The following is a 13734-nucleotide window of genomic DNA, read 5'->3' on the forward strand; positions in this document are numbered from 1 at the left end:
TTTTTGAAATTAGACGATAGGTTTTTGCGATCGGACGCAATCACGCGCAAGCGTTCGCCAGCAGCCGCACCTTCAAAATTATTTCTGACGGATGACGTGAATCAGATCGCGCGGGTTCGCATAGTCGAGCTGAAAGCGGACCCGCTCATCGAGCATGTCGGGGTCGATTCCGCTCGAGCGCAGGAGCGCCACCCGCTTCTCGCCCTCGGCGCGTTCCGCCTTCAGCCGCGCCAGCTCCGAAGTCAGCGCGACGATCTCCTGGTCGAGTTCTTGCCGGGCATTCAACCCGTATTTGCCGATATAGGCGTTGACACCGAAATAGCCGACGATCATCGCCGCCATCGTGTAGAGGGCAAGCCCGGTAAGCACCGATTTGAGTCGTGAGCGCGAAACCATGGCCTGACGATGCGGCGACGCGGTTAAGGCTTCGCTAATAACCGGACCGCACGCAAAATCCTATTTCTTCTGCTGCGCCACCCAGGCGGCGAAGGCAGTGATATAGGCTTCAAGAAACTCGCGCAGCGACGCTTTGACCAGTTCGCCGTTCTCGTCGAACGCATCCCCGATGCCGCCAACATAGGCCTCGGGCTGCTGCAAAACCGGAACGTTGAGAAAAACCAGTGATTGGCGCAAATGATGATTGGCGCCGAACCCGCCGATGGCGCCCGGCGAATTGCTGATGACGCCGCCGGGCTTACCGTTAAAGATGCTCTGTCCATAGGGACGCGATCCGACATCGATGGCATTTTTCAGAACGCCGGGAACGGACCGGTTGTATTCCGGTGTCACGAACAGAACAGCATCCGCCGTCTTGATGCGTTCGCGGAAACTCATCCAATCGGCCGGCGGCGTGGCTTCAAGATCCTGATTGTAGAAAGACAATCCGCCAAGCGTGATGACGTCAAGCTGAAGCGAGGGCGGCGCAAGTCTGGTCAGCGCCTTGGCAATTTTCAGGGAAAACGACTCTTTACGAAGGCTGCCGACAATGACGGCGGTGCTGTGCTGGGATGCCATGGACAGATCCTGCGGTTGTGCGGCCCTCACGGCCAAGTCTGCTGCAACCTAGCGGCCATGAAGAAAGATGCAAGCGCATCTATCTGCCGGGATACCGTCATCACAAGAAGTTTTGCCAATTCACTTCGCCGAAGACGGACGACGCCGATCAATATACGCCGGGAATAATCCGCTTGGTTTCCTGCATGTAGCGACGATAGTCCTCACCAAACATCTCGATCATCATCTGCTCCTCGAAGCGCACGCGCGCGAAGAACAGCACCGCCACGGCGACGAGGCCGCTGAAGGCGGCGACGACGTTCGGCAGCAAGCAGGCTTGCGCGGCCGCCCACAGCCAGAACGACGCATACATCGGATGGCGGATCAATCGGTAAACGCCGTTGCGGACGACCCGATGCCCCTCGCGCACTTCCAGCGCCGCCGACCACTGCCGACCGAGATCCTTGTGCGAGCGGCGGAACAGCCAGAGCGAAAAGCCGAACAATGCAGCGCCGAACACGACGAGCCCATAACCCGGATCGTAGGCGCCAGCACGCGGCCATCCAGTCGCAAGATACAGGCCGGGGATCGCAAATAGGCCGAGAAACGCGACGGCCAGAAGCATGCGCTCGCGCCAGGTGCCGTCGCGCCGCAACGTCGCAGTGCGCCGCGCCCGCCGGGCGTAGGGATAGCGGATGACGAACCAGGCAATGACGCCGACAAGCCAGATTGTCTGTCCCAGCGCGATCGAGGACATGAGCTCGCCGCCGTGCTTACGCCGCGCCGACGGTGGAATCCGCCGGCTTGGTCACCTCGGTCGCCTCGGACGACGCGCGCTTCAGAAGCGCGCCATCCTCTCCGAAACAGTCGACACCGCCACGCGGCGCAGTGATCTCATCGAACGGCAATGGACCGCAGATGATGAGACAATAATCGTACTCGGCTCGGACGCTGTTCCCCATCAAGAACTTGTAGTGCAATACCATGAAGTTGAACCGATGACGCCGGAAGCTGGCCTTGTCCATCATGTCATGCAACTGTACGCGCCGGATGTTCGGACGTCCGTCGGAGCGTTCGCGGCTGACGCGCTTCAATATCACCGGATCGAAGCGATAGAAACTGATGGCGTCGTCGCGGGCGTGGTATTCGGTCCAGTGGATTCGACGCTCGTCGGCGACGGTTTGCGTGGCCAGACGAATGCGCTGGCCTTGCGAATGCAGCGAGAACTTCGGAATGGTGGCACCGACGGTCAGGATGCATAGCGAAGGACCGCGCCGGGCAAGTTCTGGCTCGCACTTGAGCGCTCTCGCGACCGAATCCATCACCAGCGCGGCACCAAGGCAATGGCCCACAATGACGATTTCGTCGACGTCGGCGTTGCGGGCCCGGTCGAGGATTCGCCCCGCAAACTGATCAATCCGGGCATCCATGCGCGGTCGCTGGCCGTAGACGAACTCGCGCGAGAAGATCCAGTCGTCGAACACATGGTTGATCGGCCATCGCCAGCCTAACAGATGCAATAGACCTGCCGTCACGCCCGCGGCCACCACCACTGTCAGCAGGACTGCTGCAAACCCGGTCGCACCCGTGAGCCTGACCAGGCCGTATCCGATTCCCGCGCCGCACGCGGCGAACCCTGTAAGATAAAGATAGGGGAATAGAAAGAAGCCGGCATATTTCCAGCTAGCGTACATGAAACGGAACAACGTGCCGGTCACAACGAAGTCAGCCAGCGTGACCAGACTCTGACCGAGGCGCGACAACATGCCTCGGGCATGATCTTCCAGGATAAGGTCGTCCCACCGCAGCATTTCATAGACCGTGTGGGTGTTCCAGTTAGGGCCCGACGCCTGCATCTCCCAGGACGCGCTGACCGGCGTCGCCTCGATCCCGCTCACGATCTCGGCCTGCGCGCCCCAAGTCCCTTGAAACATCGACAGCGACCGCCGAACGCGTTGAAGCTGCTGCTCCGGCGTTATCGGATCGTATCCGCCAATATGAAAGACATGCCGCCGCGCGATCATGCGATCCCGTCACCTTCCATCGCCGTCATCTTACGCGTTCGGTCAGGCGCAGAGGTCTCAGCAGCTCTCCAACCACAACCAGGATACCCCAAATTTGGGCCGCAGGATCGAATCCTTGCGTCGAAACAGGCCCCCTGTGTGACGTTTCAATCACAACACACAGGATTTATAGCCACATCAATCACAACGCACAGGATTTATGGCCACACAATTGACGGACGAACGCGAAGGCGAAGTATAGTGCGGTCTCAGATCACTTGAACTGGGAACTTACTTATGCCGACTATTTTTCCGCCTGCGCGCCGCGGCCTGTGGGCCGCAATGGTAAGCCTCACCCTGCTCGCGACCGGTACATTCCCGTCAAGCTCCGCAAACGCGCACATCTCGGCGCCTCAACATCGCCCGGGTCACGTTTACCTGATGCGGGGCCTGTTCAACGTGTTTTCGTTGGGCATGGACGAGCTGGCCACGAAGCTCCAGGCCGTCGGCGTAAGCGCTGAGGCGATATCCTATACGTCCTGGTCCTCGCTTGGTGACAGCATTATTGCAAGATATCGTGCCGGCGACCGAGAGCCTATTATTCTGATGGGCCACTCGTACGGTGCCGACACGACGATTTCCCTGGCGCGCAAGCTGAATGACAACAAAGTTCCGGTGGCGCTGATCGTAAACTTCGATCCAACCTCGCCGGACTTGGTTCCGCCGAATGTCCGCCGAATCATCAATTTCTACGTGCCCACGGCATGGGGTCGTCCCGTTGAGGCCGGCAAGCAGTTCCGTGGCAGCCTGTCCAACCTTAACGAAAGCGGCCAGTACAATCATTTCGTCATAGACAAGGCCGACGGGCTCCATCGCAAGGCGATCGCGGCAGTACTTCAGGCGGTTGGCGGAGGCGCTCATCGGGTCAAGCGGCCTGCCAAGCCCGATCAGGTCTCGGCAGCGCCGGCGCAGTAAGCGGCGCAAGATCATCGCTGTCGCATTCGGCCGGTGCGCCCCGCGCGCCGGCCATTTTGTTTGCCCGCTAGCCGCGGTTACGCCAGCGCCTTCAGCGCCGCGCGCCCTCCGTACCTCGCCTGAGCGCCAAGCTGCTGCTCGATGCGCAGCAGCTGGTTGTATTTAGCGGCGCGGTCCGAACGCGACAGCGATCCGGTCTTGATCTGCCCGCAATTGGTGGCGACCGCGAGGTCGGCAATGGTAGAATCCTCGGTCTCGCCGGAGCGGTGCGACATCACGGCGGTATAGCCAGCCTTGTAGGCCATCTCGACGGCGGCCAGGGTCTCGGTCAACGTGCCGATCTGGTTGACCTTGATGAGGATGGAATTGGCGCGGCCGTTCCTGATGCCGTCCGCGAGCCGCGTCACGTTGGTGACGAACAGGTCGTCGCCGACGAGCTGACACGTCTTGCCGATCATGTCGGTGAGGAGTTTCCAGCCCTCGAAATCGTCCTCGGCCATGCCGTCCTCGATCGAGACGATCGGATAGTCCGACGCCAGCTTGGCAAGGTATCTTGCCTGCTCCTCAACCGAACGGGTCTTCCCCTCGCCTGCATAAACATACTTGCCGTCCTTGAAGAACTCGCTTGCGGCCGGATCGAGCGCCAGCACTACGTCATCGCCGGGCTTGTAACCGGCCTTGACGATTGCACCCATGATGAAATCGAGCGCCGCGCTGGCCGACGGCAGGTTCGGCGCAAAGCCGCCTTCGTCGCCGACATTGGTGTTGTGACCGGCCTTTTTTAGCTCCGCCCTCAGAGTGTGAAAGATTTCCGAACCATAGCGCAGACCCTCCGAGAAGGTTTTGGCGCCGACCGGCATGATCATGAATTCCTGAAAGTCGATCGGGTTGTCGGCATGCGCGCCACCGTTGACGATGTTCATCATCGGCACCGGAAGCGTCCGCGCCGTGACGCCGCCGACGTAGCGGTACAGCGGCATATCGAGAGAATCCGCCGCCGCCCGGGCCAGCGCCAGCGACACGCCGAGAATCGCGTTGGCGCCCAGCCGGCTCTTGTTCGCGGTCCCGTCAAGTCCGATCAGGATATCGTCGATCTGCACCTGCTGCTCAGCGTCCATGCCCCCAATGGCATCGAAAATCTCGCCATTCACCGCATCGACCGCCTTCTGCACCCCCTTGCCGAAATAACGGGTCTTGTCGCCGTCGCGCAGCTCCACCGCCTCGTGTGCGCCGGTGGAGGCGCCCGAGGGCACCGCGGCACGGCCCATCGCGCCGTCTTCGAGCGCCACATCGACCTCGACGGTCGGATTGCCGCGGCTGTCGAGAATTTCGCGGCCGATGATGTCGACGATGGCAGTCATTGAGAGTCTCCGGGACGTGGACGGATGGTTGCCGCAGCTTCTACAAGAACTGCGCGGCCGCTGCAAAGCCGATCAGTTCGCGTTTTGGCGCGGCGAATCCATTATGCCAGACAGCAGCAATCCCCCCAGAATGCCGACCGAGAACAGGTAAATCTTGCTTTCGGTGAATGTCATCAGATGGCTGTTGAACAACCCGGTGACGATATAAAGCAGCACGATGCTTTGTCCCGTGAAGTGGATAGGTCCGGATCCCCAAAACAGGCACGCATGTGCAATCAGAAGCGCAACAAGCAGCGCTACGCCGACTATCCCTAATGGAATCGCGAACGCCAGGACCTGATTGTGGGGATCACCGGGTGTTTCGGCGTTCATGCCGGTACCTGACGCGGCCCGCCTGTAGAGTTCGGGTGCCGATCCGGTCCCATGACCGAACAGTGGCCGCTCGGCGACGAAATGCAGAGCCTTCTGCCAGTACACCAGCCGCTCGCCCGCCGAGGTGACTTCGCCGGAATCAATGGAGCGTTCGATTTCGTGGGGAATGCTCATGACTCGCTCGCGGACATGAGACGATGAGAACCAAGCGACCGCACAGATTACCGCCGCGATGACTGCACCGATGATGAATCCGCGCCACCCGGTGAGTTGCACAAAGAACAGAATCAGCAACGGAACAAGTCCGATCAGAACGGTTCGCGATGAAGCCACGAAGATCACATTTCCGAGCAATAAAAGTGCACCACCACCACACAGAAGCGCCGTCCGTCCGGCGCCGGCGCGCCATGACGCGACACTCCAATGAGCAAGCCCGAACGCCAACAGGGAGAACAGAATGCTCTGAACCGAATAATTCTTCAGCGGGATCCCAGGCTCGTTGGGCACTGGGACGCCATGCGGCCAGATCAGTGACAACACCGACCATATCCAGATCACGGCTGCGACCGCCAGCACGGCTACCAACGGCCGCGCCGCATTGGGATGAATCCTCATTTGCGCAAACAGCACTGGAATCACGATGAATTGAGAGAAAATTCCGAGGTGCTTGAATGCGTCCTTCCAGGGCGCAATCGTCCAGGCGAGCCCCAGCAAACCTAGGATGAATATCGCAACCGGTATCGAAGCGGCAGGACTGCGTAGCTCGAACCGGATCCGCTCCGGCCCGATTGCGATCAGGGCCAGCACAAGCCAAAGCCAATAGAGAATCTCGGCAGCTGTGGTAGAGACCGGAATGGCCAACAGCAAGGCCGGCAGCACCCAATCCGCAGCGGCGAGCGCGCGGCCAGCGGTCCGGTCCGCGCTCAGCGTTATTTGAGCCATCGATAAAGATACTTTCGTTTGAATTTCTGGATCTGGTACCGGAGGCGCAGCTGCCACTGCGGACGCTTCTTGGCGTCCAGCGAAGACCCGAAAGTGCCAGTGAGGCTACCTTGCTCCGCGAACGGCGGTTCGATCCACAGGAACGGAATGCCGAGCTCCGGATCGCACACGTTGTATTGACCGTGGATGGCCAAACTGATGCGATGACTCGCGATCCAATTCAGCCGCAACACGGCTTCACACGCGGCGAAGACATAGGCTTCCACAAACCGAACCCTCTCGCCTTCATAGATATGGATTTCCCCGGCTTCAATATGAACGCGGCAGTATTGCCGCGCCGAGATGCGGGATATTAGGGCGCGGCCAATCCCGATCGGCTTCCGCCAGCGTGGCCTCGACGCGTGTTACAAAATCGAGACACAGGACCATGTGATCTTCCAGAACGAATGCGCGATCGGCACCGCTATTCCGAATACACCGCATCGCCGCCACATGCTTAATCGCGCAAGATTTCTGACTCGGTGTCAAAGGCGCACCTTTGGAAAAATAACGCCGATCGAGTTCGAGCGTGAGATCGTCCGCATCGAATCCGGTGATCCATTTGAATGCCAGACCAGCGCGAGCAAACTCGCCCCGTGCGTGTTCGTTCTGCTCTTCAAGTGCACGAATCACATAAACCGGCAAGTGTACGGCAGCGCTGCTCGATGCCAGTGGCCGGGGCCGGCTTGGTGAACCTTCCATTGTAAGCACATCTGGATCTTGATCTGGCATCTGGCCATTCTCTACAGGACTCTGCAGGAGCTGCGCAAACCGAAAGGGCTGCCGGCGGAAGTGACCGGCGCCGCCGGATTGGCTATCAAACCGCTACAGGGAGCTAGTTCATGGCCAGAAAACCCCGTGCATTGCCTAAATCTAGCGTTTCGAGAACCGCGCTGCAACTTGGCCGCGCTGTGGCGTGGCCGGATTCACCGGAGAAGGCGAAACTGGACCGCGTGCCCAATCCTCAGAAGGGCACCAACTATGTCGCGCGGTTCACGGCGCCGGAATTCACCGCGCTGTGCCCGGTCACGGGCCAGCCGGACTTTGCGCATCTCGTGATCGACTATGCTCCGGGACCGTGGCTGCTGGAGTCGAAATCGCTCAAGCTCTATCTCGCCAGTTTCCGCAATCACGGCGCGTTCCATGAGGACTGCACGGTTGCGATCGGCAAGCGCATCGCCGCCGCCGTCAAGCCGAAATGGTTGCGCATCGGCGGCTACTGGTATCCGCGCGGCGGCATTCCCATCGACGTGTTCTGGCAAACCGGCACGGCGCCGAAGGGCGTCTGGATTCCCGACCAGGACGTCGCGTCCTACCGAGGACGGGGCTAGAAAAAGCACCCGCTTGTCCCGCAGCGGATGGAACTTCACCGCGCCTTCCCCGCTTGCCTTCGGACTGAAAGCAGGCCGGCGATATCGGAGATGCGGTGAACCGCCCGACACAAGACCAGCCGTCGCGCGGCATCCGTCCGCTGGAGGCGCTGAACTTCTTCATGGCCGACATGCAAGCGGGGATCGGCCCGTTTGTTGGCGTCTTTCTGCTCGCCCATGGCTGGCAGAGTGGGCTGATCGGGACCATCCTGACGATCGGCGGCGTCGCCGGGACGCTGATGACGACGCCGGTCGGCGCGATGGTCGATGCCACCCGGCGCAAGCGCGCCTACGTCATCGTCCCCGGGATTTTCACAGTGCTGGCATCGGCGATCATTCTGCTGTCGCAGGATTTCTGGGTCGTCGCATCATCCCAGATCGCAACGGCCATCGCCGGCGCGGCGATCATGCCCGCCGTCACCGGCATCACTCTCGGCATGGTCAGGCAGGCGGGTTTCAACCGGCAGAACGGCCGCAATCAGGCACTCAACCATGCCGGCAACATGGTGGGCGCTGCGCTGTCAGGTTATCTTGGATGGCAGTTCGGGTTTGTCGCGGTGTTCATTCTCGCTGCCGTGTTCGGCGCCATCTCCATCGCCTGCGTCATGATGATCCCGAAAGACGCCATCAACGACGATGCAGCTCGCGGCCTCCATGAAGGCGGTGAACACGCCGGCAAGGTCAGCGGCTTCAAGGTACTGATCGGTTGCAAGCCGTTACTGGTGCTGGCCGCCGCACTGGCGTGCTTCCATCTCGGCAACGCGGCGATGCTGCCGCTCTACGGCCTCGCCGTGGTCGCGAAGCATCAAACCGAACCCGCAAGCTTTGTGGCCACGACCATCGTGATCGCGCAGAGCGTCATGATTTTCACCTCGCTGCTGGCCATGCGGCTTGCGGAGAAGAAAGGCTACTGGCTGGTGATGCTGATCTCGTTCCTGTCATTGCCCGTGCGCGGCGCCATCGCTGCCGGCCTGATCACAAGTTGGGGCGTGTTTCCGGTGCAGACGCTCGACGGCATCGGCGCGGGCCTGCAAAGCGTGGCGGTGCCGGGCCTCGTCGTGCGCACCCTCCACGGCACCGGCCGCGTCAATATCGGCCAAGGCGCCCTCATGACGATCCAGGGTATCGGCGCGGCGCTCAGCCCCGCAATCGGCGGTTGGATTGCCCAGGAACTCGGATACCCCCTGGCCTTTCTCTGCCTCGGTGGCTTCGCGCTGGCCTCACTCGCCCTGTGGCTCGGCTTTGGCAGTGTGCTCAGGCCGACCTGCGCCGGCATGCCTGCATCCACTCCGGCTGCCGCACAGTCCTCGGTTTGATGAGACGACTACACAGCAGGCGCTCCAGCCTTCCCGACCAGCAGCCGCGCGCAGACCAATCCGAGAATTATGATGACGACGGCGTTTGCAGCAAGCGTCGGAAATTTTCCGGCCCAGGACAGGCTCACTCCGTAGGCGATCGGACCGGCCGTCTGCCCCATGTAGAAGAAGAACGAATGCAGCGACAGCGCAGTCGCCCGAGCCTGCTCGGACAATTCGCTGGCGAACACCTGCAGGCAGCCGTGCAGCATGTAGAAGCCCCAGCCCATCATGATGAAGCTGAGCATCTGGATGCGCCAGTCCGGACCAAAACCAACCGCGACGATCTGCGCCGCCACCAGCATCGCGCCTGATATCATCATGCCGCGTACGCCGAGCAGCGACAGGAACCGCGACACCGTCATGGTGTAGAACAGACCACCGACAGCAAAGCCGGCGATGACGATGCCCGCGACCGAAAGCCGCGTTTCGCCGAGTTCGAACAGAAACGCCGCGACGTAAGGAAACAGTCCAAGCACGCAGCAGCCTTCGATGAAAACGGCTGAGTAGCAGACCCTCGCATTGGGATTACTGAAGATCTGTCGGTAACCGTGCCGCAGATCGGTGAACTTCATCTGCCGCGAGGCCGTGATCGCATTGCCGCGGCGAAATCCAAGCCCGACGGCGATCGAGGCGGCCAGAACCAATACTCCGAGCACGACAAGCACACCGCGCCAGCCGACGAGATCGCCGATCACGCCGGAAAATGAGGCGCCTAACAGATTGCCGCTCACTGTACCCGCGATCGTCCTGCCGATCGCCACCTGCCGCTGTGCACCTGGCACAAGATCACTCGCCATGCCGAGCGCGACCGGAAAAACACCGCCCGATGCGATCCCCGCGAAGACGCGCGTCACGAACAACGCGCTGTAGGACGTGCACAGCGCGCCGGCGACGTTCGAGATGCCGAGCAGCACCAGACACACCAGCATCAGCCGCCCCTTGCCGAAAATATCGGCGGCCGCGCCGATCAGCGGCTGCACGATGGCAAACGAGAATGCGGTGATCGCCGACAGGCCGGCAGCGGTCGCGACCGTCACCGATAGATCGTCGGCGACATGCGGCAGCACCGGGTCCATCGCGCGTGTCGACAGGCTCGCTGCGAAGGTAGCCAGCGCGATGATGTTCAGGAGCGGCGGCAACTTGTTCTTTCCGGTCGCGGCCGACGTGACCGAAGTCATTTGGGGCAGGCCGGATCGGCTGCCTTCGCCAGCGCATCGAACGCCATCAGCCTTCGCACCAGCGCCTCGAATTCGCGCAGCGGCACCATGTTGGGACCGTCCGACGGTGCATGATCGGGATCGGGATGGGTCTCGATGAAGACACCGGCGACGCCGACCGCGACGGCCGCGCGCGCCAGCACCGGCACGAATTCGCGCTCGCCGCCGGACGACGTACCCTTGCCTCCCGGCTGCTGCACGGAATGGGTAGCGTCGAAGATGACAGGCGCGCCGGTGGTGCGCGCGAGGATCGGCAGCGCGCGCATGTCCGAGACCAGCGTGTTGTAACCGAACGACGCACCGCGCTCCGTCACCAGCACATTGCGGTTGCCGCCGCTGGTGATCTTTGCGACCACATTCGCCATGTCCCAGGGCGCCAGAAACTGTCCCTTCTTGACGTTGACGACCTTGCCGGTCGCCGCCGCCGCCAGCAGCAGGTCGGTCTGCCGGCACAGGAATGCCGGTATCTGCAGCACATCGACCGCCTGCGCGACCTCGGCGCATTGCGCAGCCTCATGCACGTCGGTGAGCACGGGCAATCCGAGCGACGAGCGGATCTCCGCGAAAACCGGCAGCGCCTGATTCAGCCCGATTCCTCGCGCGCCAGACGCACTGGTGCGATTGGCCTTATCGAAAGAGGACTTGAAGACGAGGCCGATCTTTAGGCGCGCGGCGATCTCCTTCAATGCGCTGGCCACCTCGAGCGCATGGGCCCGGCTTTCCATCTGGCAAGGACCGGCGATGACCGACAGCGGCCGATCCTGGCCGAAAGTGACGAAGCCGGCGGAGACGACGGGCGCTGCGGTGACGGACTGATTCAAGGTGAATTCCTTTGCTGGCCGACCATGCAGGCCGGCAGCGACGGGATCAACCCGCTTGTATATTTCGAATATGGCCCCTCAAGCGCGGCCTACACCAGCCGGCTCTGCACCACCGCGGCCTGGATGAACGAGGCGAACAGCGGATGCGGCTCGAACGGCCGTGATTTCAATTCGGGATGATACTGCACCCCGATGAACCACGGATGGTCCTCGTATTCGACGATCTCCGGCAGCACACCATCGGGCGACAGACCCGAGAAGCGCAGGCCGTGCTGTTCCAGCCGGTCTTTATACGCGGTGTTGACCTCATAGCGATGACGGTGCCGCTCCGAAATCTCGAGCGCACCACCGTAGATTCCGGAGACGCGGCTACCGCGCGTGAGTGTCGCCGGATAGGCGCCGAGCCGCATGGTGCCCCCGAGGTCGCCGGCCCTGGAGCGCTTCTCCAGTTCGTTGCCGCGCAGCCATTCCGTCATCAGGCCGACCAGCGGCTCGCTGGTCGGGCCGAATTCGGTCGAATTGGCGTTAGCTATTCCTACAAGATTCCGCGCTGCCTCGATCACGGCCATCTGCATCCCGAAGCAGATGCCGAAATAAGGCACGTGTCGTTCGCGAGCGAACCGCGCCGCCTTGATCTTGCCCTCGGCGCCGCGCTGGCCGAACCCGCCCGGCACCAGGATGCCGTCGACATGTTCGAGGAACGGCGCGGCATCTTCGTTCTCGAACACTTCGCTCTCGATCCAGTCGAGATTGACCTTCACCTTGTTGGCGATGCCGCCATGGGACAGCGCCTCGATCAGCGACTTGTAGGCATCCTTCATGCCGGTGTACTTGCCGACGATCGCGATCGTCACCGCACCCTCGGGATTGCGGACACGCTCGTTGATATCGTGCCAGCTTTGCAGCGCCGGCGGCACGCGCGGCTCGATTCCGAACGCTGCCAGAACTTCGTCGTCGAGACCTGCAGCGTGATAAACTTCCGGCACGGCATAGATGTTGTCGGCGTCGCGCGCCTCAATCACGGCGCTTTCACGGACGTTGCAGAACAGCCCAAGCTTGCGTCGCTCCTCCTTCGGGATTTCACGGTCGGTGCGGCACAGCAGGATATCGGGCTGGATGCCAATCGAGCGCAGCTCTTTCACCGAATGCTGCGTGGGCTTGGTCTTCAACTCGCCGGCGCTCGGGATGAACGGCAGCAAGGTCAGGTGGACGTAGACCGCATGACCGCGCGGCAGGTCGTTCTTGAGCTGGCGAATCGCCTCGAAGAACGGCAGCCCCTCGATGTCGCCTACCGTGCCGCCAATCTCGCACAGCACGAAGTCAAAGCCGTCATTGCCATTGAGGATGAAGTCCTTGATGGCGTTGGTGACGTGGGGAACGACCTGGATCGTGGCGCCGAGATAGTCGCCACGGCGCTCCTTGGCCAGGATGTCCTGATAGATGCGGCCGGTGGTGATATTGTCCTGCCTGGTCGCGGGACGCCCGGTGAAGCGCTCATAATGACCGAGATCGAGATCGGTCTCGGCCCCATCATCGGTCACGAATACTTCGCCGTGCTGGTAGGGCGACATCGTTCCGGGATCGAGGTTGAGGTAGGGGTCGAGCTTGCGAAGGCGGACCTTGTAGCCGCGGGCCTGCAACAGCGCGCCGAGTGCTGCCGATGCCAGACCTTTTCCGAGCGAGGAAACCACGCCGCCGGTGATGAAAATATAGCGCGCCATGGGACTCAACCTTTAAGGCTCCCGTGTCGATTCGCCAAAGCCAATCGCAGCCGTCAGCCGGAACGTGGATGGGCTGTGGGTGACTTCAAAGTTCAAACGATTGCAGTCTCTTGGCTGAGGCTGCTGCTGCAGGACGGCAGCGCCATCCTGCATGGTGCCCTGCTTTATTGCGACCGCGGCGCCTGCGGACCCGCGGGGGCCGGCGCGGCCGGATGCTCCGATTGTTTCAGCGAATCCAAGATGCCGCCGCCGGCCGGCGGAGCGACCGGCGCCGCGCCTCCCGCAGGCTGCGACTGTGAGGCCGGTGCCGCATCCAGGATCGAACCCGGTTTGTGGTCGTAGCCCGCAAGCCAGGACAGAAACAGACTGGTCATGAAAAACCCGGTGGCGAGGAAAGCCGTGGTGCGGGTCAGCAGGTTCGCCGTGCCGCGGCTCGACATGAACCCGGCGCCGCCGCCCATGCCGAGGCCACCGCCTTCAGACTTCTGCAGCAGAACGACGACGGTCAGCGCTGAAACGATCATCAGGTGGATTGCGATAATTACGGTCTGCATCTCTGGCC

15 protein-coding genes are annotated in these 13734 nt (G+C 61.7%); 3 read left to right on the plus strand and 12 right to left on the minus strand.

The annotated features are described in order from the left end of the window. Window positions 1–78: 78 nt before the first annotated feature. The 4 genes from ACSZOQ_RS08835 to ACSZOQ_RS08850 all read right to left on the minus strand — a co-directional run bounded on the left by ACSZOQ_RS08835 (window position 79) and on the right by ACSZOQ_RS08850 (window position 2927). Complete coding sequence (locus tag ACSZOQ_RS08835) at window positions 79–396, minus strand: FtsB family cell division protein (RefSeq protein ID WP_439925641.1); 318 nt, start codon at window positions 394–396, stop codon at window positions 79–81. 60 nt (window positions 397–456) lie between these two features. Continuing rightward, the gene (locus ACSZOQ_RS08840; protein ID WP_439925642.1) at window positions 457–1014 is read right to left on the minus strand and encodes an NADPH-dependent FMN reductase; all 558 of its coding nucleotides are present in this window, start codon (window positions 1012–1014) and stop codon (window positions 457–459) included. A gap of 148 nt (window positions 1015–1162) precedes the next feature. After that, complete coding sequence (locus ACSZOQ_RS08845) at window positions 1163–1750, minus strand: protein-S-isoprenylcysteine O-methyltransferase (protein ID WP_439925643.1); 588 nt, start codon at window positions 1748–1750, stop codon at window positions 1163–1165. Window positions 1751–1766: 16 nt separating this feature from the next. Next, window positions 1767–2927: a hypothetical protein gene (locus ACSZOQ_RS08850; RefSeq protein WP_439925644.1), complete on the minus strand. Its 1161-nt coding sequence runs from the start codon at window positions 2925–2927 to the stop codon at window positions 1767–1769. 366 nt (window positions 2928–3293) lie between these two features. On the opposite strand from ACSZOQ_RS08850, the gene ACSZOQ_RS08855 reads away from it, so the two are divergent. Next, on the plus strand, window positions 3294–3971 hold the full coding sequence (locus tag ACSZOQ_RS08855) for a hypothetical protein (protein ID WP_439925645.1): 678 nt from the start codon (window positions 3294–3296) through the stop codon (window positions 3969–3971). Window positions 3972–4048: 77 nt separating this feature from the next. Here the strand turns inward: ACSZOQ_RS08855 and eno are convergent, their stop codons facing one another. The 4 genes from eno to ACSZOQ_RS08875 all read right to left on the minus strand — a co-directional run bounded on the left by eno (window position 4049) and on the right by ACSZOQ_RS08875 (window position 7417). After that, window positions 4049–5332, minus strand: a complete 1284-nt coding sequence (eno, locus tag ACSZOQ_RS08860; protein ID WP_439925990.1) for a phosphopyruvate hydratase — start codon at window positions 5330–5332, stop codon at window positions 4049–4051. Between the two features lie 72 nt (window positions 5333–5404). Then, entirely contained in the window at window positions 5405–6646 is a 1242-nt protein-coding gene (locus tag ACSZOQ_RS08865; protein WP_439925646.1) for an O-antigen ligase family protein, read from the minus strand. Continuing rightward, the gene (locus ACSZOQ_RS08870) at window positions 6634–6912 is read right to left on the minus strand and encodes a hypothetical protein (RefSeq protein WP_439925647.1); all 279 of its coding nucleotides are present in this window, start codon (window positions 6910–6912) and stop codon (window positions 6634–6636) included. The genes ACSZOQ_RS08865 and ACSZOQ_RS08870 overlap by 13 nt, the downstream gene beginning before the upstream one ends. A 43-nt stretch (window positions 6913–6955) precedes the next feature. Then, window positions 6956–7417 carry a hypothetical protein gene (locus tag ACSZOQ_RS08875; protein WP_439925648.1) on the minus strand — a complete coding sequence of 154 codons (462 nt, stop codon included), beginning with the start codon at window positions 7415–7417 and terminating at the stop codon, window positions 6956–6958. A gap of 110 nt (window positions 7418–7527) precedes the next feature. Between ACSZOQ_RS08875 and queF the strand changes: the two genes are divergently transcribed. Together queF and ACSZOQ_RS08885 are read left to right on the plus strand one after the other, a co-directional pair. Next, entirely contained in the window at window positions 7528–8016 is a 489-nt protein-coding gene (gene queF, locus ACSZOQ_RS08880) for a preQ(1) synthase (protein ID WP_439925649.1), read from the plus strand. Between the two features lie 161 nt (window positions 8017–8177). Beyond that, entirely contained in the window at window positions 8178–9371 is a 1194-nt protein-coding gene (locus ACSZOQ_RS08885) for an MFS transporter (RefSeq protein WP_439925991.1), read from the plus strand. 8 nt (window positions 9372–9379) lie between these two features. Here the strand turns inward: ACSZOQ_RS08885 and ACSZOQ_RS08890 are convergent, their stop codons facing one another. The 4 genes from ACSZOQ_RS08890 to secG all read right to left on the minus strand — a co-directional run bounded on the left by ACSZOQ_RS08890 (window position 9380) and on the right by secG (window position 13726). After that, on the minus strand, window positions 9380–10591 hold the full coding sequence (locus tag ACSZOQ_RS08890; protein ID WP_439925650.1) for an MFS transporter: 1212 nt from the start codon (window positions 10589–10591) through the stop codon (window positions 9380–9382). After that, window positions 10588–11451 (minus strand): 3-deoxy-8-phosphooctulonate synthase, encoded by an 864-nt coding sequence (gene kdsA / locus ACSZOQ_RS08895; RefSeq protein WP_439925651.1) that lies wholly within the window; start codon window positions 11449–11451, stop codon window positions 10588–10590. Before kdsA ends, ACSZOQ_RS08890 begins: the two co-directional genes overlap by 4 nt. An 89-nt stretch (window positions 11452–11540) precedes the next feature. Next, window positions 11541–13172, minus strand: a complete 1632-nt coding sequence (locus ACSZOQ_RS08900) for a CTP synthase (protein ID WP_439925652.1) — start codon at window positions 13170–13172, stop codon at window positions 11541–11543. Window positions 13173–13336: 164 nt separating this feature from the next. Next, on the minus strand, window positions 13337–13726 hold the full coding sequence (gene secG / locus ACSZOQ_RS08905; protein WP_439925653.1) for a preprotein translocase subunit SecG: 390 nt from the start codon (window positions 13724–13726) through the stop codon (window positions 13337–13339). Between the last annotated feature and the right edge of the window lie 8 nt (window positions 13727–13734).

This window comes from Nitrobacter sp. JJSN (assembly GCF_051912485.1).
Taxonomy (GTDB): Bacteria; Pseudomonadota; Alphaproteobacteria; order Rhizobiales; family Xanthobacteraceae; genus Nitrobacter.

Coding starts and splice junctions, on each gene's coding strand:
- ACSZOQ_RS08835 (WP_439925641.1), bottom strand. CDS start 396: ATGGTTTCGCGCTCACGACTCAAATCGGTGCTTACCGGGCTTGCCCTC.
- ACSZOQ_RS08840 (WP_439925642.1), bottom strand. CDS start 1,014: ATGGCATCCCAGCACAGCACCGCCGTCATTGTCGGCAGCCTTCGTAAA.
- ACSZOQ_RS08845 (WP_439925643.1), bottom strand. CDS start 1,750: ATGTCCTCGATCGCGCTGGGACAGACAATCTGGCTTGTCGGCGTCATT.
- ACSZOQ_RS08850 (WP_439925644.1), bottom strand. CDS start 2,927: ATGTTTCAAGGGACTTGGGGCGCGCAGGCCGAGATCGTGAGCGGGATC.
- ACSZOQ_RS08855 (WP_439925645.1), top strand. CDS start 3,294: ATGCCGACTATTTTTCCGCCTGCGCGCCGCGGCCTGTGGGCCGCAATG.
- eno (WP_439925990.1), bottom strand. CDS start 5,332: ATGACTGCCATCGTCGACATCATCGGCCGCGAAATTCTCGACAGCCGC.
- ACSZOQ_RS08865 (WP_439925646.1), bottom strand. CDS start 6,646: ATGGCTCAAATAACGCTGAGCGCGGACCGGACCGCTGGCCGCGCGCTC.
- ACSZOQ_RS08875 (WP_439925648.1), bottom strand. CDS start 7,417: ATGCCAGATCAAGATCCAGATGTGCTTACAATGGAAGGTTCACCAAGC.
- queF (WP_439925649.1), top strand. CDS start 7,528: ATGGCCAGAAAACCCCGTGCATTGCCTAAATCTAGCGTTTCGAGAACC.
- ACSZOQ_RS08885 (WP_439925991.1), top strand. CDS start 8,178: ATGGCCGACATGCAAGCGGGGATCGGCCCGTTTGTTGGCGTCTTTCTG.
- ACSZOQ_RS08890 (WP_439925650.1), bottom strand. CDS start 10,591: ATGACTTCGGTCACGTCGGCCGCGACCGGAAAGAACAAGTTGCCGCCG.
- ACSZOQ_RS08900 (WP_439925652.1), bottom strand. CDS start 13,172: ATGGCGCGCTATATTTTCATCACCGGCGGCGTGGTTTCCTCGCTCGGA.
- secG (WP_439925653.1), bottom strand. CDS start 13,726: ATGCAGACCGTAATTATCGCAATCCACCTGATGATCGTTTCAGCGCTG.